This is a genomic window from Kineosporia sp. R_H_3, assembly GCF_002198675.1.
GTDB lineage: Bacteria > Actinomycetota > Actinomycetes > Actinomycetales > Kineosporiaceae > R-H-3.
On record NZ_MWLL01000085.1, the window covers coordinates 105,285 to 123,966 of the forward strand.

Sequence of the window (18,682 nt, forward strand, 5' to 3'; positions counted from 1 at the left end):
TCAGCCGGCGATCTCACCCATCCGGTGCCGCACGAGTGCCCGCACCGCGTCGTCCGACAGCGGGTTCGCGGCGGTGAACCGCACCGTGCCCTTCGAGAGCGCGAACCCGTCGAGCAGGTCGCTCGCCGCCTCGACGGCCTGCGGGCTGAACGGGAAGACGGCGAGGTGCTTGGCCGCGGCCCGCAGCCCGAGCAGCGGCTTGCCGTGCCACCGCAGCGCCGCCATGCCGTAGCTCGTGCCCTCCTCGGCGTCCGGGGCGAGCTCGCGCGCGACGGCGACGACGCGCGCGAACGCCGCCCGGTCGTCCGCGCCCAGGGTGGCGAGGTAGTCCTCGACGTCAGCCATGCGACGAGGGTAGCCAGCCGCCCGAGGGCCCTGGTCGGTCTGCCGCCGAACGCCTACCGCAGCGGGCTGAGCATCCCGAGGAGTGCGCTGATCGCCTCGGTGGACACCCGGTAGTAGGTCCAGACACCACGGCGGTCCCCGGAGACGATGCCCGCCTCGGCGAGCTTCTTCAGGTGGTGCGACACGGTCGGCTGGGCGATGCCGAGCGGCCCGACGAGGTCGCAGGTGCAGGCCTCCTGCCCGGGGCTCGCGAGCAGGATCGAGACGAGCCGCAGCCGCACCGGGTCGGCGAGCGCCTTGAGCCGGCGCGCGAGGACGTCGGCCTGCTCGGGGTTCAGCGGGGCCTCGGTGAGCGGGGCGCAGCAGTCGACCGCCGCGGGCTCGAGGACGGGCAGCTGCTTGGCCATGTGGCCATCGTCGCACGACATCGACGACTGTCGATGGTTGACCGGCGGCACCGCGCGGACGAGGATGGTCATATCGACGTTCGTCGATATCGGACTCCGTCGTCAGGAGACGTCATGAGCACCACCCGGATCCCGCAGGACGCCGACGAGCTGCGCGCCGCCGTCCGTGAGCGCTACGCCGCAGCGGCCCGCGCGGCGTCCGGCCAGGACGGCGACGCCTGCTGCGCGCCGTCGTGCTGCGGCGACGCCGGCACCACCGCTGCCGCCGCTGGCACCGCCGTCGGCGGCGGGAAGGACGCCATCACCCGCGACCTCTACGACGACGAGGCGGCGCAGACGTCCGAGGCCGCCCTCGCGGCGTCCCTGGGGTGCGGCAACCCGACCGCGCTGGCCGACCTGCGTCCCGGTGAGGACGTCCTCGACCTCGGCTCCGGCGGCGGGCTCGACGTCCTGCTCTCCGCCCGGCGGGTCTCCCCCGGCGGCACGGCCTACGGGGTGGACATGACCCCCGAGATGCTCGACCTCGCCCGCCGCAACCAGGCCGAGGCGGGGGTGGAGAACGCGCGGTTCCTCCTTGGGACGATCGAGGCCGTGCCGCTGCCGGACGCGTCGGTCGACGTCGTCATCTCCAACTGCGTCATCAACCTCGCCGCCGACAAGGACGCAGTCCTCGCCGAGGCGGCCCGGCTGCTGCGCCCGGGCGGCCGGTTCGCCGTCTCCGACGTCGTCCTCCTGAAGCCGCTCCCGGAGGCCGCTCGGCACCTCATGCAGCTGTGGACCGGCTGCATCGCCGGGGCCCTGCGTGACACCGACTACGTCGCGGGGCTCACCGCGGCCGGCTTCGTCGACGCGAGCGTCGAGGTGACCCGGACGTACTCCCGGCAGGACGTCCTCGACCTCGCCGCGACCCTGCCCGCCGACCTGCTGCCGGCCGGGGCCGAGGCGGAGCGGGTCGTCGACGCGCTCGACGGTGCGGTCGCGAGCGCCTTCGTCCGGGCCACCCGGCCCTGAGCGGCCGCGGGGCTCAGACCCGGTCGTGCCGGTCCGACGGGTCCGGTCCGGCCGGGTCCGCGGCGGGCGGTTGCGCGGTGGTCCGGTGCGCAGCGCCCGGACCGGCGAGCGGCGGGGCGACCGCGTAACGGTCCCGGCCCAGCTCCTTGGCCCGGTACAGCGCCTCGTCGGCCCGCAGGACGGCGACGGCGGCGTCCTCGGTCTCGACGAGGGCGACCCCCGCCGACACCGAGAGGTGGCCCGCGGGCTGGGCGACCGCCCCGGGGACGTCGACGGCGCGGACGGCGTCGAGCACCCGGTCGAGCAGGGTGCGCACCTCGGCCTCGGTGACCTGCCGGACGAGCAGGCAGAACTCCTCGCCGCCGTACCGGTAGGCGCCGTCCTGGTCCCGGACGGCCGACGCGAGCACCCGTGCGACCGCCTGGAGGGCCACGTCACCGGCGGCGTGCCCCTCGCGGTCGTTGAACTTCTTGAAGTGGTCGACGTCCACCATGACGACCGCCGTGGTGCGCCCGGCGTTCAGCTCGACCTCGGCCCGCAGGTCGAGGTCGAGGCTGCGCCGGTTCGGCAGGCCGGTCAGCGCGTCGCGGGTCGCCTGCGTCCGCACGGTCTCGAGCGCGGCGGCGGCGTGCAGGGCCGAGGCGACGAGCGGTGCGAGCTCGGTCGCCACCCGGAGCTCGTCGACGCCGAACGGCTGCCCCGCCGGTCGGACGGCGGCCAGCACCGCGACGACCTCCCCGCCGGCGAGCACCGGGACCGCGAGCACCGCGCGGTCGCCGAGGCACGGGTCGGCGTCGAGCACCTCCAGGCTCGCCTGCCCGGTGGCGGCGACCCTGGCGAGGAGCCCGGGCACCGGTTCCGGCGCACCGTCGAGGCAGCCCCGGGGATCGGCCAGCACCTGCCGGCCGCCACCGCGGTGACCGTCGGCGGCCAGCAGCACGACGGCCTCGACGCGCAGCATCCTCCCGAGCTCGGCGACCGCGACCTGCGCGACCCCGGCGACGTCCCGGGCGTCGCCGAGGAGGCGGCCGGCATCGAGCAGACCGACGACGTGGCGGGCGGAGAGCACCGTGCCGGCCGGGCGTCGGCGCCGGCGCAGCGCCACGAAGGACGCCGCCACGACGGCGAGCGCAACGGCCGGCCCGAGCAGCGCGGCGGGCACACCCGTGCCCGACCGGTCGGCTGCCCCGGAGCCCGACGGCGGGACCGACGACGAGCCCGACGGCGCGACCGACGACGTCGTCGAGCTCGTCCAGGGCGCGCACGTAGTCCTCGGGGACCAGTGACAGCGGGCGCCCCGCGCGCAGCGCCGTCCGGTCCGCGGACCCCAGCGGTCCGAGCGCGGCCACCGTGGCCGGGCCCGGGCGCGCGCCGCCGGCCCGGAGCCGCTCGAGGACCCGCGCGCCGTCGGCGTCCGCCGACAGCACCCACGCGACGAGCGCCCGCCGGTCGAGGCCGTCGACGTACGACGCGTACTCGTCGTGGACGTCCTGGAGCCGTTGCGGCACGGGGGCACGCCACACCTCGAGGGCGACGAGCGCGAGCACCTCGCTCTGCAGCGCGACGACGCCGTCCCCGGCGACGGACTCCACCGACGCACGGGAGACCTGGCGCGCCGCGGCCGGACCGACCGCCGGGAGCAGCGCCGCCGCGACGACGACGGCCGCGGCGGCTGCGGTGAGGGTCCGGCGGGCTCGCACGGACGTCCCGTCGGTCGCCGGCGCCCCGGTGACGAGCCCGGTGCCGCCGCTTCACCCGGACGGCGCAGGGCTCACGTGCGGGACCGCCCGGCGCCGACGGCGCGCTGGGTGGGTGGCCGCCGTCCGGCTGCACTAGCGTGACCCCCTGGTGTGCCGGGAAGTCTGGTCGGCGGTCGTCCCGCCATGCCCGCCCGACCCGGAGGTTCCAGTGCGCGCCCGTGACCTCGCCGTCCCCCTGCCCACCGTGAGCCGTTCGACGCGTGTCGTCGAGGCCGCCCGGATCCTCGCCCAGCAGGACCTCCCCGGTCTCGTCGTCGTCGACGACTCCGGCCGGCCGCTCACCGTGCTCGCGGGCACGGACGTGCTCGCGATGGCCGTCCCCCGGTACTGCATCAACGACCCGGCGCTGGCCCGCGTCGTCGACGAGGCGGCGGCGGACGTCTTCGCCCACCAGCTCGGCGACGCCACCGTGGCCCAGGCGCTGCCCGAGCGGTACCGGGAGCTGCCGGTCGTCGACGACGACGCGACGGCGCTCGAGATCGCGGCGCTCATGGCCCGGTCCCGCACGCCGCTCGTCGCCGTCGTCGACGACAGCGGGGCGCTCGTCGGCGGCATCACCCTCGACGCGCTCCTCGAGCGGGTGCTCGCCCCGTGACCACGCTCGCCTGGGTCGCCGTCGCGATCTTCACCGTCGCCTACGTCCTCATCGCCACCGAGAAGATCCACCGGGTCAAGGTCGCTCTTGGCGGCGCCGTCCTCATGCTGCTCGTCGGGGCCACGAACGCCGACGAGGCGTTCTTCTCCCCCGAGGCCGGCATCGACTGGAACGTGCTGTTCCTGCTGCTCGGCATGATGCTCATCGTCGGCGTCCTCAAGCGCACCGGGATCTTCGAGTACGTCGCGATCTGGGCCGTGAAACGCGCCCGCGGCAAGCCGTTCCGGGTCATGGTGATCCTCGTCGTCGTCACCGCCGTCGCCTCCGCCGCGCTCGACAACGTGACGACCGTGCTGCTCATCGCGCCCGTGACGTTCCTCGTGTGCGAGCGGCTCGGCGTCGCCGTCGCTCCTTACCTCATCGCCGAGGCGATGGCGAGCAACATCGGCGGCACCGCGACCCTCGTCGGCGACCCGCCGAACATCATCATCGCCAGCCGCGCCGACCTCACCTACGGCGACTTCCTCGTGCACCTCGCCCCGCTCGTCGTCGTCCTCATGGTCGTCTTCGTCGGGCTGTGCCGGGTGCTGTTCCGCAAGGCCTTCGTCTACCGCCCCGAACGCGTCGAGGCGATCATGGCGCTCGACGAGAAGGAGGCCATCCGCGACCGCCGCCTCCTCGTCGTCGGGCTCGTCGTCCTCGTCGGCGTCACCGTCGCGTTCGTCCTGCACTCGGTGCTCCACCTCGAGCCGTCCGTCGTCGCGCTCGTCGGCGGGCTCGTCCTCATGGCCGCCTCCCGGCTCGACCCCGAGGACGTCGCCCGCGAGGTCGAGTGGCCCACCCTCATCTTCTTCGCGGGTCTGTTCGTCATGGTCGGTGCCCTGGTCAACACCGGTGCCATCGACACCGTCGCGACGAGCGCCGCCGACGCCGCCGAGGGCCGCCTCGCCTGGGCGTCGGTCGGGCTGCTGTGGGGCTCCGCCGCGATCTCCGGGGTCGTCGACAACATCCCGTACGTCGCGACGATGAGCCCTGTCGTCGCCGAGCTCGTCGCGGCCGAGGGCGGCGGCGAGCAGGCCCGTTCGCTGTGGTGGGCCCTCGCGCTCGGTGCGGACCTCGGCGGCAACGCGACCGCGGTCGGTGCCTCCGCCAACGTCGTCGTCCTGGGGCTCGCCGAGAAGGCCGGCTACAAGATCGGCTTCTGGGGCTTCACCAAGTACGGCCTCGTCGTCGCCTTCGTGACGATCGCCCTGTCGACGCCGTACGTCGTCCTGCGCTACTTCGTCCTCGCCTGAGCCCGTCCTCGTCGTGCTCCCGGTCATCCTGGTCCTCGTCCGCGTCCGGCCCTGAAGCCGCGTCCGGGACCTCCGTCGCTCCCGCCGTCCGCTCCCCGGGGTGTAGCGATGACGTGGATGTACGGCGCACCAGGGGAGGGAGCCGGACGTGTCCGAGACGAGAAGCATCGCTGCGACGGTCGGCGGCTGGAGCGTGCGCCACCGGCTGGTGGCCGTCCTGGGGTGGGTCGTGCTGGTCCTGCTCGCCTCGGTCGTCGGCAGCCGGGCCGGGCAGCAGCAGATGACGGAGCAGGAGTACGCCAGGGGCGACACCGCCCGTGCGATGCAGATCCTCGACGACGCAGGGCTGCAGGCCGCCGCCGCCGAGATGATCCTGGTCAGCACCGGCACCGGGACGGTGTGGGACCCGCAGTTCCGCGCCGTCGTCTCCGACCTCGCGACGTCGGTCCGGGCGACGGGGCTGGTCACCACCTGGACCGACCCGTACACGGCGAAGCTCGTGTCCGCCGACCAGCGCGCGGTCCTCGTGAACCTCACCATGGCCGGCGACCCGATGACGGCGGCCGACCGGGTCCAGCCGATCGTCGACGCCGTCGACGACGTCCGGGCCGCGCACCCGCAGGTGCGCATCGACCAGTTCGGTGACGGCACCGCCAACCTGTGGTTCAACGACACGATCGGCAAGGACTTCCGGCGGGCCGAGTGGACCGCGGTGCCCCTGGCGCTCGGGATCCTCCTGGTGGCCTTCGGGGCGTTCCTGGCCGCCGTCCTGCCGGTCGGCCTGGCCCTGACGTCGTTCCTCGCCGCGAACGGCGTCCTCGCCCTCGTGAGCCACCGGATGCACGTGGACAACTCCACCAGCTCGGTGATGCTGCTCGTCGGCCTGGCGGTCGGTGTCGACTACTGCATGTTCTACCTGCGCCGCGAACGGGAGGAGCGGGCCCGGGGCGTCGAGCCCGCCGAGGCACTGCGGATCGCCGCCGCGACCTCCGGCCGGTCCGTGCTCGTCTCGGGCCTGACCGTGGTCGTCGCCATGTCCGGCATGTTCCTGTCGGGGATGCTGCTGTTCGACGGGTTCGCCGTGGCGGCGATCCTCGTCGTCCTGGTGGCGGTCGTCGGTTCGGTGACGGTGCTGCCCGCGCTGCTGTCCCTGCTCGGCGACCACGTCGACCTGGGGCGGATCCCCGGGCTCGCCCGGATGCGCCGGCCGCACGAGGGCAGCCGGGTCTGGGCGGCCGTCCTCGGCCGGGTCCTGGCCCGCCCCGTCCTGTCGGCCGCGGCGGCCCTCGCCTTCCTCCTCGTGCTCGCGACGCCCGTCCTGGGGATCCGCACCGAGCGGCTCAGCCTGGACAAGCTGCTGCCTGCGGACGCGAGCGTCATGACGTCCTACCACCGGATCACCGCGGCGTTCCCGGGCGGCCCCACGCCGGCGGACGTCGTCGTCAAGGCCCCCGACGTGACCGGCTCCGCCGTCACCGGTGCGGTGGAGGAGTTCCGCCGGGCTGCGCTGGCCACCGGCCTCGTCCACGAACCGATCCAGGTCGCCATCCACGACGCGCAGGACGTCGTGCGGGTCTCCGTGCCGCTCCAGGGCGACGGGACCGACGCCACCTCGGTACGCGCCCTCGAGGCGCTGCGCGAGGACGTCGTCCCGGCGACCCTCGGCCGGGTCCCGGGGGCCCAGGCCTACGTGAGCGGCAACCTGGCGTTCTCCCAGGACTTCAACGCCCAGCTCGAGCGGGCGATCGCGCCGGTCATCAGCTTCGTCCTCGTCCTGGCGTTCCTGCTCATGCTCGTGTCGTTCCGCTCGGTGACGATCGCGGCGGTGTCGGTGTTCCTCAACGTCGTCTCCATGGGTGCCGCGTTCGGCGTCATGGTGGCCGTGTTCCAGCACGGGTGGGGAGCCGGGCTCGTCGGCGCCCGCGGGGTCGGGGCCATCGAGTCGTGGGTGCCGCTGTTCTCGTTCGTCATCCTCTTCGGGCTCTCGATGGACTACCACGTCTTCGTCGTCTCCCGGATCAGGGAGGCGTACGACCGCGGGATGCCCACGACGGAGGCGATCTCCCACGGCATCAAGATCTCCGCCGGCGTCGTCACGAGCGCCGCCACCATCATGGTCGCGGTCTTCGCCGTCTTCGGGACGCTCTCGATGACGACGTTCAAGCAGCTCGGCGTAGGGCTCGCGGTGGCCATCCTGCTCGACGCCACGGTCGTCCGGGCGGTGCTCCTCCCGTCGCTGCTCACGCTCCTCGGGGAACGCACCTGGTGGCTGCCGCGCTGGCTGCCGCTGGCGGCCCCTGTGCCGCACGCCGGCCCCGCCGCGACCTCGCGCCGGGAGCACGTCACCCTGCCGGACCCCCGGGACCGGGTCGCCCCGGGCGGGCGGTGAGCACGGCCCGCCGCCGTGGCACCTGCCCCGGGGGAGGGTAAATCGCGCGCCGCAGCGTTAGCGTCGTCGGCGTGACGAAGCCCCGGGGACGTCCGCGACATCCGGACGTCCTGACGCCTGCTGAGTGGGACGCGGTCGACGCCGTGCGGCACGGCATGTCCTACGCGGACCACGCCCGCCGGCGGGGCGTGAGCCGCGACGCGGTCAAGGCGCTCGTCGTCTCGGCGCGCGACAAGCTCGGGCTCGCCGATCGTGACGCGGTGCGGGCCTGGAACGGGATCCCGGCGGACAGCGCGCTCGCCGGTGCGAGGGCGAAGGCGAGGAGGACGGTCGTGGACGATGCGGTCGCGGACGCGACGACGGGCGGCGGCCTGCAGCTCGGCCCGATCGGTCAGGTGGCACGGCACGTCCGTGACACCGCGGCCTCGGTGGCCTGGTACCGGGACGTCCTGGGTCTCACGCACCTCTTCACCGCCGGTGACCTCGCGTTCTTCGACTGCGACGGCGTCCGGCTGTTCCTCTCCCCCTTCGAGGGCTCCGGCGGCGAGCCGTCGATCCTCTACTTCCGGGTGCCCGGCATCCACGCCGCGGTCGACGAGCTCACCATCCGCGGTGTCGTGTTCGAGGGCGCCCCGCACCGGATCTTCACGCACCCGGACGGCACCGAGGAGTGGATGGCCTTCTTCCGCGACCCGGACGGCCACCTCCTCGCCCTCATGACCCAGGTGGCGCCGTCCGCCTCGTGACGTATGTGCCGTTCGGGCGATGGGGCCCGCACGCCGTCCGCCCCCTTGCCCGCCACCGCGCTCCCGCGCCGTTCCGGCGCGGTGGGCCGTTGGGGCTGCCGTCATCGTTCCGGGCCCGGCCTGCACACTGCCCGGATAGTCTCCGAATGTGTCCGACGCGAACCTTCCCCCCGGGATCGACAGCCTCATCGCCACCCTGTGGCAGGCCCGGGGCACCGACCTGCTGCTCACCGCCGGCGCACGGCCGCTGATCCGGGTGGACGGCGACCTGCACCCGGTGCGCGAGACCGCGGTGCTCACCGGGCTGGACACCGCCCAGGCCGTGGACCTCCTGCTCGGCGAGAAGCAGCGCGAGCAGTTCGCGGCCGGTTCCGAGGTGGACTTCTCGTTCTCCTGGCGCGGCACCGCACGCATCCGCGGCAACGCGTACCGGCAGCGCGGCGACGTCGCGGTCGCCCTGCGGATCATCCCCCGGCAGATCCCCGGCTTCGACGACATCCGCATCCCGGCCGCCGTCCGGCAGTTCGCAGCGTTGAAGCAGGGTCTCGTCCTCGTCACCGGCCCGACGGGCTCCGGCAAGTCGACGACGCTCGCCTCGATCATCAACGTCATCAACGAGAACCGCGCGGTCCACATCCTCACGATCGAGGACCCGATCGAGTACGTGCACGAGCACAAGCGTGCAGCGGTGAGCCAGCGCGAGGTCGGCGAGGACACCGAGTCCTTCGCCCACGCGCTGCGCAGCGCGCTCCGCGAGGACCCCGACGTCATCCTCGTCGGCGAGATGCGCGACCTCGAGTCGATCCGTTTCGCCCTGACCCTGGCCGAGACCGGCCACCTCGTCCTCGCGACCCTGCACACGAACGACACGGCGCAGGCCGTCGACCGTCTCGTCGACGTCTTCCCCGCGGACCAGCAACCGCAGATCCGCGTGCAGCTCGCGAGCACGCTGACCGGCGTCGTCTACCAGCGTCTCGTCCCCCGCCTCGGCGGCGGCATGGTCGCCGCCCACGAGGTGCTCGTCGCGAACGGCCCGGTGCGCAACCTCATCAAGGAGGGCAAGACCAACCAGCTGCGCAACCAGCTGGTGACGGGGATGAACGTCGGCATGCAGACGATCGAGCAGTCGCTCGGCGAGCTGGTGCGGACGGGGTTCGTCACGTACGAGGAGGCGACCGCCCGGTCGCTGTTCCCGGGCGAGATCGAGCGGCCGCTGGTGTCGCCTGTCGCGGCCCAGGGCATGGTGCCCGGCCTCCAGGGCCCGCAGCAGGTCCACACGTACTGACGGCCCGCAGCGGGCGCGGCCACGAGGCGCACGGTGTGCGGCCAGTTCGCGACCCGACGGTCGACGAGCGTGGCGCGCGGCACGAGCGTCGGTGCGTAGGTGTCGACGGTCGCGACCGTCATGCCGTCGACCTGCACCGCCAACCGCCCGCACACAGGGCAGCGCTCGCCGACGATCGTGACCCCGGACGTCGTCGTCTGCGTCGTGAGTGTCGCGCAGGGCGTCCGAGTGACGGTGAACGTGCCGAGGTAGGCGTCGTCGGACACGACCCGGGTCCACGCGCCTGACGGCGGTAACCCTCTTGAGCGCGCGACGCAGCATGCTGGAGGTCCCCCTGTCGGCTCGGGGCTCCCCCGAGCCCGACACGGTGGGCCCACGCCCCTCCGAGGACTGCGGAACGGGCAGTCACCGGGCTCTCGCGCGGGTCGTGACTGGGCGGCGACGGTAGCCCGTGTGCGCTGATGCGAGTCACCCCTGGTACGGCGTGTCCTCCACCTGGCCAGTGCGTGTCAGCACGATCAGCCCTTCGCCGACGGGCGCACGCGCCCATCGCACCTCGCCGAGTCTCGTTGCCGAACAACGACTCTGGACTGTGGAACGTCGAAGGGTCCGGAGGAGGCGCACCCCCTCCGGACCCTTCGACCGGGCTCAGATCACGGGCACGAGGTGATGGTGACCGTCCCGGTCCCCGCTGCGTAGCCGAGCGTGGTCCCCGTGGGCGCGGCCTTGAGGTACCCCTGGCTGACGAGCGTCGTGCCGGCGGGAGTGCCGTTGTACGTGCCCGTCCCGATCCCGGTCGCGAACGTTCCCTTGGCAGCGTTGTACGCGTCGGACGCGACCTGGACGGTCTTCTGGTCGGCGCTGCAGGCCGCCGTCTGCGCGTCCGCACGGAAGGTGCTCACGCCGAAGACGACGATGCCCGCGAGGATGCCGAGCACGACGATGACGATGAGGAGCTCGATGAGGGTGAACCCCTCCTGGCGGGCCTCGCGGATCTTGTGACGCAGCATGAAAGGTTCCTGCTCTCTCTGACTCGTACGGACGTGCTGTCGGTGGATCCGGGCTCGACGGCGTCGAGGTCCCTGCCCCGTCCGCGGCTCGACCGGGGCCGAGAACGGACGGGAAGCGTCATGTGTCCTTCACCGCTCGAGCTTCCAGCCGAGGACACTGACCGAGCGCTGCCCGGCTGGGCACGGGGTCAGGCAGTTGTCGGTGTAGCGGACCTTGGCCCGCCCCAGGACGGAGCAGGTCGCCGTCGTCGGTGCGTCGGTGGGCGAGGCGCAGGACCAGGCGGTGAGGAAGACCGTCGTCGGTGCGACCACCAGACGCGTGGCTGGCGTCCCGAGGTCGATGACCGGGAGTGACGTCGCACTGTTGGGACTGATGTTCAGGTCGATCGTGCTGACGACCACCGGGTACTTGAACACCGTGTTGGTGGCCTTCTTGAGGTTGACCGACACCGAGGCCGCCGGCATGTAGGTCCACCCCTGGACGAAGACCGTGGGGTTCACGGCGGCGGTCGACGTCACGCTCACGACCGGCCCGGGAGCGCCCCCGCCCCCGAAGAACGCGATGGGCACCTTGAGCGGAAGCGTCGACGCGGAGTACGGCGCGCAGATCTCGAATCCGCCGTCGGAGATCTCCAGCTGGCTGGTCCCCTGGAAGATGAACTGGGCGCCCGCGGTCGAACCACCGGTCTGCGGCGCCACGCACTGGCCGGGCACAGCGCTCGACGGCGTCGTCGCTGCTCCGGCCACCAACGTGCTCGGGACGGCGAGCTTCCAGACACGCTTGGACGCCGGGCTGTCCTGGAAGTCGAACGCGTAGACGCCCTGGTGGAACCAGAACACCTTGTTCTTGCAGCTGTTGGACGCGGTGATGTTGTTGAGCGCCGTCGCGGAGGTGTAGAGCCCCGGGTAGAAGTGCACCACCGATCCGCTGCAGCTGGTCGGCGCCGCGGGCGAGGGGGCGGCGGTCGGTGCGGTCGGCGCCTGGAACTCGGCCGGGTGGACGAGGCCGGGGTCGGTACCGACGGTCTGCGATGTCGCGTTGCACGAACGTGCAACGGCCACTCCCGCCTGCGGATAGACCGTGCCGGCGCACGAGCCTTCAGCAGTGATGGTGCTGGTGGCGCCACCCACGTAGAACCCGTTGCAGTTGGTCGTCGCGGACGGCGGAGGCCAGGCCGCCGGGCAGTTGCTCCCGGTGGGCACGCTGATCCCCGAGTTGGAGTAGACAGACCCGTTGATGCGCAACGGGTTGTTGCCGCTGTCGACGATGCCTGTCTGTCCGGTGGCCAAGGTCAGCAGGGCCTGCTGCGACTGCACCGTGGTCGTGGACTCCACGAGGCTCCCACTCGAGCCGCCGGCCGGGTCCGGCGAGCACTTCACCTGGACGACGCCGCCGGATGGCGCGGGGTACATCTTGCTCGTCCCTGCGCCGTCGTGGGCTCCCGACTCGAAGCACTTGGCGTTGTACGTCGGGTCGTTGAAGTAGCCGCTGTGCCGGACGTCGTTCACCGCGAGCTGGAGCGCACCTGCGACGTCTGCCGAACTCTGGTTGGCGGCCAGGGTCTTGGTCGCGGACGTGATCCCCACGCTCGTGTAAGCGAGGAGGGATCCGACGACAAGTCCCACGCCGATGACGAACATCATGACGAGGATCAGGGAGGCCCCGTCGTCGTTCCGGCGTCGTCTGCGCGCCGTCCCGGTCACGTCGTCCGCCTCTCTCCGACCAACGTGAAGGTGCCGCCGTCGAGCCGGGTCAGCGCCACGGAGACCCTCGAACCCGACACGGTCGGAGAGGCCGGGGTGCTGTCCGCGAGCGCTCGGGCGACGACCACGTCCCGGGCCGGGGTGAGCGGAGTGAGCGCTCCGGCGTTCGCCTCGCAGGAGAGCCGGTGAAGCTCCCTGGCCGCCACGCCGTTCACCGTCGTCGGCCGGAGGACGTAGGTGGTCACGACAATCCGCGACGTGGTCGGGCTCGAGGGCACGTAGCTGGACCCGCGGAACTCGACGAAGAGCGGCGAGGTCCCGCACTGCGCGGCACCGCTCGTGACGACGCCTGAAGCGTCGGCGGACTGGACGTCGTCCGCGAAGTACGTCGCCGTGAACTGCTCGCTGCGGGTGGAGTCCAGCCGGTCGCGGGTCGAGTTGTTCGCCGTGATCGCCGAGAACAGGACTCCCGTGATCGACACGACGACCACACCGAGGATGGCGATGGCGACGATCAGCTCGATGAGAGTGAACCCGTCGTCCTGCGGCCACCGCTGCTGGCTCAACATGTCGTGCACGGCTTTCGCACGGTGACCCAGTAGTCGTTCACGACGCCGGGGTACGCGCCGTCCGCGACCGTCATCCGCAGTCTGACCCGCTGCGCCCCGGCGTCGTCCGTGGTCGTGCAGGTCCCGCTGACGAAGGTCGTGCCGTTCCAGTACTCCACCGACACGACCGACGGCGTGAAACCCGTCGGCAGGGCCTGCAGCGGCGGCGCCGCGTACGAGAGGGTCGACGACGAGGCAGCCATGCAGGCGGTGTACGCGGCGCTCGCCTGGTCGACGACGTACTCGCCCCAGGACTTCAGCAGACTCTGCGACTGGACCGCGCGCCTGTCCAGCGTGGACGAGGACGACGCGATCATGACGGCGCCGAGGATGGAGGAGGCCGTGATGCCCAGGATGGCCACCGACACGAGCAGCTCGATCAGGCTCTCTCCCCTGTCCTCGCGGCGGCGCTCTGCCGGCACATGAGGCGTCATCCGAGGTTGGCCGTGCGGAAGATCCCGTACATCGCCGAGACGAGCGCGATGGCGACGAAGCCCACCAGTCCGCCCATGACGATGATGACGACGGGTTCGATGATCGTCGTGACCTTCTTGATCTTGTAGTCGAGCTCACGCTCGTAGAAGGTTGCGGCTACCTCGAGCTGGCTGTCCAAGGTGCCCGTGTCCTCCCCCACCCGAATCATCTGGGCGGCGACCCCGGGGAAGAGCCGGGTTGCGGCGATGGGCTGGGCGAGTCCTCCGCCTCGCAGCATGGCGTGGCGCACGCCGTTCAGCGCACGCTCGAAGACGAGGTGGTTCAGACTGCTCGTCGCGACCTCGAGCGCGCGCGGCAGCGGTACGCCGGCAGAGACCATCGAGGCGAGCATCCGCGTGAAACGCTCGACCTTGCTGTACCGGATCGCTTCTCCGATCACCGGGATCCGCAGCAGGAACGCATGCCACACGTATCTCCCCGTCCTGGTCAACGTCGCGGCCCAGCCGCCCAGGACCACTGCACCGAGGACCGCGACGACGAGCCACCACCAGTCGCCGAGGAATCGCGTCGTCGCCAGCAGGATGCGCGTCGTGACCGGCAGCTGCGCGTCGAGGCTGGAGAAGAAGTCCTCGAACTTCGGCAGGACGAACACGCTGAGGATGACGATCGTCCCGATCGCCATGACGAAGACCACGGCGGGGTACGTCATGGCGGCCTTGATCTTGCGGCGCGCCTCGACATCACGCTCGATGTACTGCGACAGCTGGTCGAGCACGTCGTCCAGCCTGCCCGTGAGCTCGGCCGAACGCAGGATCCCGCGGTACCAGTCGGGGAAGTCCGACGGGTGCCTGTCGATCGCCTCCGACAGGGTGCGCCCGGACCGGAGGTCATCGGACACCGCCGCGAGGACACGACGGACCGCCGGCTTGTCGTTCTCCTCGCCCAGGACCTGGATCGCGTCGAGGATGGGGATCCCTGCTCGCAGGAAGGCCGACATCTGCCGGCTGAAGTGCATGAGGTCAGCGGGCTTGATCCGCTTGGGCGTCAGCTCGATCTGCGTCCAGGACTTCTTGGGCTCGATCTTCTGCACCCGCAGGCTCTGCTGCACGAGCGCCATCCGGGCAGCCGCGATCGTCGGCGCGTCCTGGACCCCGGTCGCCTGCACCCCGTTCGGTGCCAGCGCCACGTAGGCGAACTTCGGCATGCCCCTGCCGTCCTCTCGTCGTGCCCCGCACGGATATCGCCCGCCCGGATCGTGCGTTACGGCTGCCTCAGCCATTTCCACCGTTCGACCGACGCGATGGTCACACATCGTCGAGGTTTGATTCCGGTGTGTTGCGATATTGGTCCGTGCTGAAACAGCCGCGGTCCTGCCGTCGACGCCCCGGGTGCGCTAGAGCATGTAGATCGAACGGACGATCTCGCTGATCGTCGTCACGTCCTGCTCGATGAGCCCGATCCCGCCCTGGCGCAGCGGCACGAGACCCTGCCTGACCGCGAGGCGTCGCATGTCGTCGTGCGAGGGGTCAGGGTGCACGATCATCTCGCGCATCTCCTCGGTCACGCTCAACAGCTCGTAGACACCGACCCGGTCCGAGTAGCCGGTCTTGGAGCAGTAGTTGCAGCCCTCACCGGCGAAGAACCGGTGCTTCTCGGCGCCGCCGGCCTCCACGTAGAAGGCGTACTCCTCGGGCGTCGGCTGGTACTGGACACGGCAGTAGGTGCACATCTTGCGGACGAGCCGCTGGCCGACGACGCCGATGACGGACGACGCCACGAGGAACGACTCGATCCCCATGTCGAGGAACCGGTACAGCGCGGACACCGCGTCCGTCGCGTGCAGCGACGAGAGCACGAAGTGGCCCGTCAGCGCCGACTGGACGGCGATCCGCGCCGTCTCGACGTCCCGCATCTCGCCGACGAGGATCATGTCGGGGTCCTGGCGCAGGATCGACTTCAGCCCGGCCGCGAAGGTGATGCCCGCCTGCTCGTTGATCTGGATCTGGTTGATCGACGGGAAGACGTACTCGACCGGGTCCTCGATCGTCGTGACGTTCTTGTCGACCGTGTTGACCTCGGAGAGCGACGCGTAGAGCGTCGTCGTCTTGCCCGAGCCGGTCGGGCCGGCGCAGATGACCATTCCGTACGGCGAGCGGATCATCTTCGCGAACGTCTCGTGCGTCGCCGGTGGCATCCCGAGGTCCCGCAGCCGGAAGAGCGAGCGGCTCTTGTCGAGGATCCGCAGGACGACCTTCTCGCCCCAGACGTTGCCCATGGTCGCGACCCGGATGTCGATGTCCCGGCCCTCGACGGAGGTGGCGATCTGGCCGTCCTGGGGGCGGCGCCGCTCGACGATGTTCATCCCGGCCATGATCTTGAGCCGGCTGGCGACCGCCGGGCCCATCTCGGCCGGCAGCGTGAGGACGTCGTGGAGCGCGCCGTCGATGCGGTACCGCACCCGCACCCGGCCGTCCTGAGGCTCGATGTGGACGTCGGACGCCCTGTCCCGCAACGCCTGCGTGATGACGAGGTTCACGACGCGGACGACGGGCGCGTCGTCCGCCTGGTCCTCGACGTCGCTGCGGTTGACCGTCGTGCGAACGTCGGTCGTCGCGGTGAACGCCGCGACCTGGTCCTCGACGCCGGTGAGCGCACGGAACGTCGAGTCGATCGCCCGCCGCACCTCGCTCTCCGTCGCGACGTAGAGCGCCGCGGGCCGGTCGATCGAGCGCAGGACCTCCTCGGCGACGTCGGGCGACGGGTCGGCGAGCGCGACGTGGACCGTGCCGTCCTCGGTGATCCCCATCGGGATCGCCTGCAGCCCCCTGGCCTTGCTCTCGCCGAGCATCTCGGCGGCGACCGGGTCGGGCGTCGTCCGGCTCAGGTCGACGGCCTGCAGACCGACCTGCTGCGCCAGGCCGTGCGCGAGGTCGCGCTCGTCGATGACGCCGAGGTCGACGAGGATGCTGCCGATCCGCTGGCCCGAGCCGGTCTGGCGCATGAGGGCGTCGCTGAGCACGGCCGGGCTGATGACGCTGTTACGGACGAAGAGCTCGCCCAGCAGGATGCCGAACTGGGCGACCGGTGCCCCGTTCGCAGTCGCCGGCGCGTGGCCGCCGCGGACGTCACGTCCCTGGGGCGGAACCGTCTCTCCCCGTTCCGGGCTGTCTGTGGCGGTCCTGCCCGCGCTCGACCGTCCGAACCTCATACGCCAACTCCAGCTCGCCCGTCATGCCCGTTGCCCCCGAGACGACCTCGCCAGTCTCACACGGTGCATTTGAGGATCCCGCCGGAACCAGCGATATCCCCCGTTCGCCCCGTGGAGGTTCACCCGGCGAGATCGGCAGTGACTTTCGGTCGATTGAATGTCTTCAATCAGTGACTCCTCGTGACCATGGTCCAGGTTCTCGTCGACGCGGTGGCCACCCGGCGGACGGCGGGCATCACGACAGGCGACGGTCGTGGTCGATCCCGGCCATGACGCGATCACGGTGCCGTTCGACCCTGGTGGCGATCACGTCCGCCCGGTACGACGGAGGTGTAGCGGTAGCCGGTCCGCTGGTGTCGGGGGCGATGGTGCCGCAGGGCAGGTGTCGCCGGGCCCGACCCTCCGGTCCTGCTGGGCTCGGTGGCCCTGATGTCGGTGAACGGGCTGGGCCTCATCGGATGGCTCGCGTGGCTGGGAGTCGCCATGCTCCGTGAGCACCCTGCCGGTCCCGGCGTCACGGCCCTGCAACCGGCCCGCGACGCGAGAGGAGATGTGTGATGGCAGCCAAGGACTCGAAGGCATGGCTCCCGCCGCGCTGGTTCATCTGGACGTTCTGGAAGGCGCACCGGGCGTGGTTCCGGCTGACCGGAGGACGACGGGGGCTGTGGCCGCCGACGGCGGACAAGTGGGGCGCCCTCCGGCTCACCGTGGTGGGGCGGCGCAGCGGCGAGGAACGGTCGGTGATCCTCGGGTACTTCGAGGACGGCACGAACCTCGTCACGCTGGCGATGAACGGCTGGGGTCCCGAGGAGCCGCAGTGGTGGCTGAACCTCCAGGCCCGTCCCGAGGCGCGGGTCCAGCTCGCCGACGGCAGCACCCGGCGGGTGCTCGCCCGCCGGGCCACGGGCGCCGAGCGCGCCCGGCTCTGGGACCGCCAACGACAGTACGACCAGCAGCTCGACGAGTACGCCCGCCGCCGCCCCGGCGAGACCGCGGTGGTCGTCCTGGAGCGGGTGGCTGAGTCCTAGGTCCCGGTCGCCGTCCCGACGGACGACGAAACCGCACGAGCAGCGTCCTTCTTCACCCGGTGTTCGCCGTCCCGTCGCCTGGCCGGACGACCCTTCGCTCGTGGACCGGGACTCGTTGGTGCGGCTGACGATCGCCGTGTGCCTCGGACTGCTCGTCCTGGCGATCAGCACCGCCCTGGCGACCAGCGCAGCACGGCACCTGCGGCTGCGCCTGCGCGGCCGGACGGCGCTCGCCACCGTCGTGCGGACCGTCCCCGAGCAGGTCGACGGCGACGTCACCGTCCACGACTGGACGATCGTGCAGTTCACCACGCCGCACGGCACGACCCTTGACGACGTCCGGCTCCGCACCTGGAGCACGATCCCGCCGCAGCCCGGGCGACAGATCCGCATCTACTACGACCCCGACGACCCGCACGACGCGGACAGGTCCCGGATCCCGCTCGCCCTGACCCACCTCGCCGGCATCCCGCTCCTCGTGACGCTGGGAGCGGCCGCCGAGTTCGCGATCCTCGTCTGGGGCGGGGCCCGCTGACACGCGCTCCCGCCCACGACCTACCCGGCCGGCCTGCGCACGGTCTCGACGCTGACCCATTCGCAGTCCGCGCACTCGCTCCGCCGCACGAACGACGGCTCGTTGTACCCACCGACCTCCTGCAGCCCGAGGTCTCGGACCTGCCCCTCGCACACTGGGCACCGTGCTGTCTGCGTCACCCTGTCGTGACTAGCCGACCCTCCAGCCCGGGCACATGAGCCGATCGGCCCAGGACCGGGGAGAGCGAGGGTCGGGGACCTGTGGGGCTGTGGACCTTCGGTTGATGCTTGACGGATCTGTTTCGGTTGATCCTTGACACTC

At 71.7% G+C, this 18,682-nt stretch carries 17 protein-coding genes; 8 read left to right on the forward strand and 9 right to left on the reverse strand.

Going from position 1 to position 18,682, the window contains the following annotated elements; genetic code table 11:
- Together ECOMGDLI_RS06555 and ECOMGDLI_RS06560 are read right to left on the reverse strand one after the other, a co-directional pair.
- Nucleotides 1-345 carry an iron chaperone gene (locus tag ECOMGDLI_RS06555; RefSeq protein WP_088315276.1) on the reverse strand — a complete coding sequence of 115 codons (345 nt, stop codon included), beginning with the start codon at nucleotides 343-345 and terminating at the stop codon, nucleotides 1-3.
- A gap of 53 nt (nucleotides 346-398) precedes the next feature.
- Nucleotides 399-752: a metalloregulator ArsR/SmtB family transcription factor gene (locus ECOMGDLI_RS06560; protein ID WP_088315330.1), complete on the reverse strand. Its 354-nt coding sequence runs from the start codon at nucleotides 750-752 to the stop codon at nucleotides 399-401.
- 114 nt (nucleotides 753-866) lie between these two features.
- Here ECOMGDLI_RS06560 and arsM point away from each other — a divergent pair, with 114 nt between their 5' ends.
- A complete protein-coding gene (arsM, locus tag ECOMGDLI_RS06565; protein ID WP_088315278.1) occupies nucleotides 867-1,763 on the forward strand; it encodes an arsenite methyltransferase in 897 nt (298 codons plus the stop codon).
- A gap of 13 nt (nucleotides 1,764-1,776) precedes the next feature.
- Here the strand turns inward: arsM and ECOMGDLI_RS06570 are convergent, their stop codons facing one another.
- Nucleotides 1,777-2,925 carry a diguanylate cyclase gene (locus ECOMGDLI_RS06570; RefSeq protein WP_088315281.1) on the reverse strand — a complete coding sequence of 383 codons (1,149 nt, stop codon included), beginning with the start codon at nucleotides 2,923-2,925 and terminating at the stop codon, nucleotides 1,777-1,779.
- 746 nt (nucleotides 2,926-3,671) lie between these two features.
- Between ECOMGDLI_RS06570 and ECOMGDLI_RS06580 the strand changes: the two genes are divergently transcribed.
- From ECOMGDLI_RS06580 to ECOMGDLI_RS06600, 5 genes are all read left to right on the forward strand, one after another.
- Nucleotides 3,672-4,118, forward strand: a complete 447-nt coding sequence (locus ECOMGDLI_RS06580; RefSeq protein ID WP_088315285.1) for a CBS domain-containing protein — start codon at nucleotides 3,672-3,674, stop codon at nucleotides 4,116-4,118.
- Nucleotides 4,115-5,413 (forward strand): SLC13 family permease, encoded by a 1,299-nt coding sequence (locus ECOMGDLI_RS06585; protein ID WP_088315287.1) that lies wholly within the window; start codon nucleotides 4,115-4,117, stop codon nucleotides 5,411-5,413. The genes ECOMGDLI_RS06580 and ECOMGDLI_RS06585 overlap by 4 nt, the downstream gene beginning before the upstream one ends.
- A 148-nt stretch (nucleotides 5,414-5,561) precedes the next feature.
- Nucleotides 5,562-7,802: an MMPL family transporter gene (locus ECOMGDLI_RS36415; protein ID WP_088315289.1), complete on the forward strand. Its 2,241-nt coding sequence runs from the start codon at nucleotides 5,562-5,564 to the stop codon at nucleotides 7,800-7,802.
- 71 nt (nucleotides 7,803-7,873) lie between these two features.
- The gene (locus tag ECOMGDLI_RS06595; RefSeq protein ID WP_198954610.1) at nucleotides 7,874-8,548 is read left to right on the forward strand and encodes a VOC family protein; all 675 of its coding nucleotides are present in this window, start codon (nucleotides 7,874-7,876) and stop codon (nucleotides 8,546-8,548) included.
- A gap of 148 nt (nucleotides 8,549-8,696) precedes the next feature.
- Nucleotides 8,697-9,833 (forward strand): type IV pilus twitching motility protein PilT, encoded by a 1,137-nt coding sequence (locus ECOMGDLI_RS06600; protein ID WP_198954611.1) that lies wholly within the window; start codon nucleotides 8,697-8,699, stop codon nucleotides 9,831-9,833.
- Nucleotides 9,834-10,486: 653 nt separating this feature from the next.
- Here ECOMGDLI_RS06600 and ECOMGDLI_RS06605 read toward each other — a convergent pair.
- From ECOMGDLI_RS06605 to ECOMGDLI_RS06630, 6 genes are all read right to left on the reverse strand, one after another.
- On the reverse strand, nucleotides 10,487-10,843 hold the full coding sequence (locus ECOMGDLI_RS06605) for a competence type IV pilus major pilin ComGC (protein WP_088315291.1): 357 nt from the start codon (nucleotides 10,841-10,843) through the stop codon (nucleotides 10,487-10,489).
- Between the two features lie 129 nt (nucleotides 10,844-10,972).
- A complete protein-coding gene (locus ECOMGDLI_RS06610; RefSeq protein WP_088315292.1) occupies nucleotides 10,973-12,547 on the reverse strand; it encodes a hypothetical protein in 1,575 nt (524 codons plus the stop codon).
- Entirely contained in the window at nucleotides 12,544-13,116 is a 573-nt protein-coding gene (locus ECOMGDLI_RS06615; protein WP_233153343.1) for a prepilin-type N-terminal cleavage/methylation domain-containing protein, read from the reverse strand. The genes ECOMGDLI_RS06610 and ECOMGDLI_RS06615 overlap by 4 nt, the downstream gene beginning before the upstream one ends.
- Nucleotides 13,110-13,577, reverse strand: a complete 468-nt coding sequence (locus tag ECOMGDLI_RS06620) for a type II secretion system protein (protein WP_088315296.1) — start codon at nucleotides 13,575-13,577, stop codon at nucleotides 13,110-13,112. The genes ECOMGDLI_RS06615 and ECOMGDLI_RS06620 overlap by 7 nt, the downstream gene beginning before the upstream one ends.
- Before the next feature lie 8 nt (nucleotides 13,578-13,585).
- Nucleotides 13,586-14,902 carry a type II secretion system F family protein gene (locus ECOMGDLI_RS06625; protein WP_198954612.1) on the reverse strand — a complete coding sequence of 439 codons (1,317 nt, stop codon included), beginning with the start codon at nucleotides 14,900-14,902 and terminating at the stop codon, nucleotides 13,586-13,588.
- An 81-nt stretch (nucleotides 14,903-14,983) separates the two neighbouring features.
- Complete coding sequence (locus ECOMGDLI_RS06630; protein WP_198954613.1) at nucleotides 14,984-16,609, reverse strand: GspE/PulE family protein; 1,626 nt, start codon at nucleotides 16,607-16,609, stop codon at nucleotides 14,984-14,986.
- Nucleotides 16,610-17,355: 746 nt separating this feature from the next.
- Here ECOMGDLI_RS06630 and ECOMGDLI_RS06635 point away from each other — a divergent pair.
- Together ECOMGDLI_RS06635 and ECOMGDLI_RS06640 are read left to right on the forward strand one after the other, a co-directional pair.
- The gene (locus ECOMGDLI_RS06635) at nucleotides 17,356-17,826 is read left to right on the forward strand and encodes a nitroreductase/quinone reductase family protein (protein WP_088315300.1); all 471 of its coding nucleotides are present in this window, start codon (nucleotides 17,356-17,358) and stop codon (nucleotides 17,824-17,826) included.
- 100 nt (nucleotides 17,827-17,926) lie between these two features.
- Nucleotides 17,927-18,361 carry a DUF3592 domain-containing protein gene (locus ECOMGDLI_RS06640; protein WP_088315302.1) on the forward strand — a complete coding sequence of 145 codons (435 nt, stop codon included), beginning with the start codon at nucleotides 17,927-17,929 and terminating at the stop codon, nucleotides 18,359-18,361.
- Nucleotides 18,362-18,682 lie beyond the last annotated feature (321 nt).